1 protein-coding gene is annotated in these 503 nt (G+C 46.7%); it reads right to left on the minus strand.

The features are described 5' to 3' along the window. A partial coding sequence (locus GMD1S_RS09010) for a glycosyltransferase family 8 protein (protein ID WP_000385376.1) occupies positions 1-503 on the minus strand: 503 nt, incomplete at both ends.

Consider the following 503-nt stretch of genomic DNA (forward strand, 5'->3'; position numbering starts at 1 on the left):
CACTCCATCAGATGATAGTGCCACCAAACCTCACGCAAACGCCCAACCGAATGAGTATTCCAAGGTTTGTCCTGAGAGAGGAAATGCAAGATGGCTGGCAGAGGCTCCAAAGGAATCTGGAAGATAAATTCATGTCCATGTGAGGCAGCCCCACTGTCAAAGCCAATCTGAAAATTATAGTTCTGTCCCAGAGGAGCATAGCTGTCATGAAAGAGCATATTGAGGATGGACTGGTCTCCTTCACTCACATGTTGGTGTTCCCGCTCCGTCAACTCAACTAGCTCTTGTCTCACGGCTTCTGCCCGCCATTTTTTGTTATGGATCAAGAGTACACCTGCATTAAAGCCAACCCCAACTCCAAAACAAGATGGTGCAGCAGCAAGGTAGTTTTCGCCTAAGTCCATTTCAAAGAGAGCCGTCAAATCAGCCGTCACAACCAAATCACTATCCAAGTAAAGAACCTTGTCCTCTTCGACAAAATCAGGGATAAAGTAACGGGCAAA

The organism is Streptococcus sp. GMD1S, assembly GCF_000296875.1.
Lineage (GTDB): Bacteria > Bacillota > Bacilli > Lactobacillales > Streptococcaceae > Streptococcus.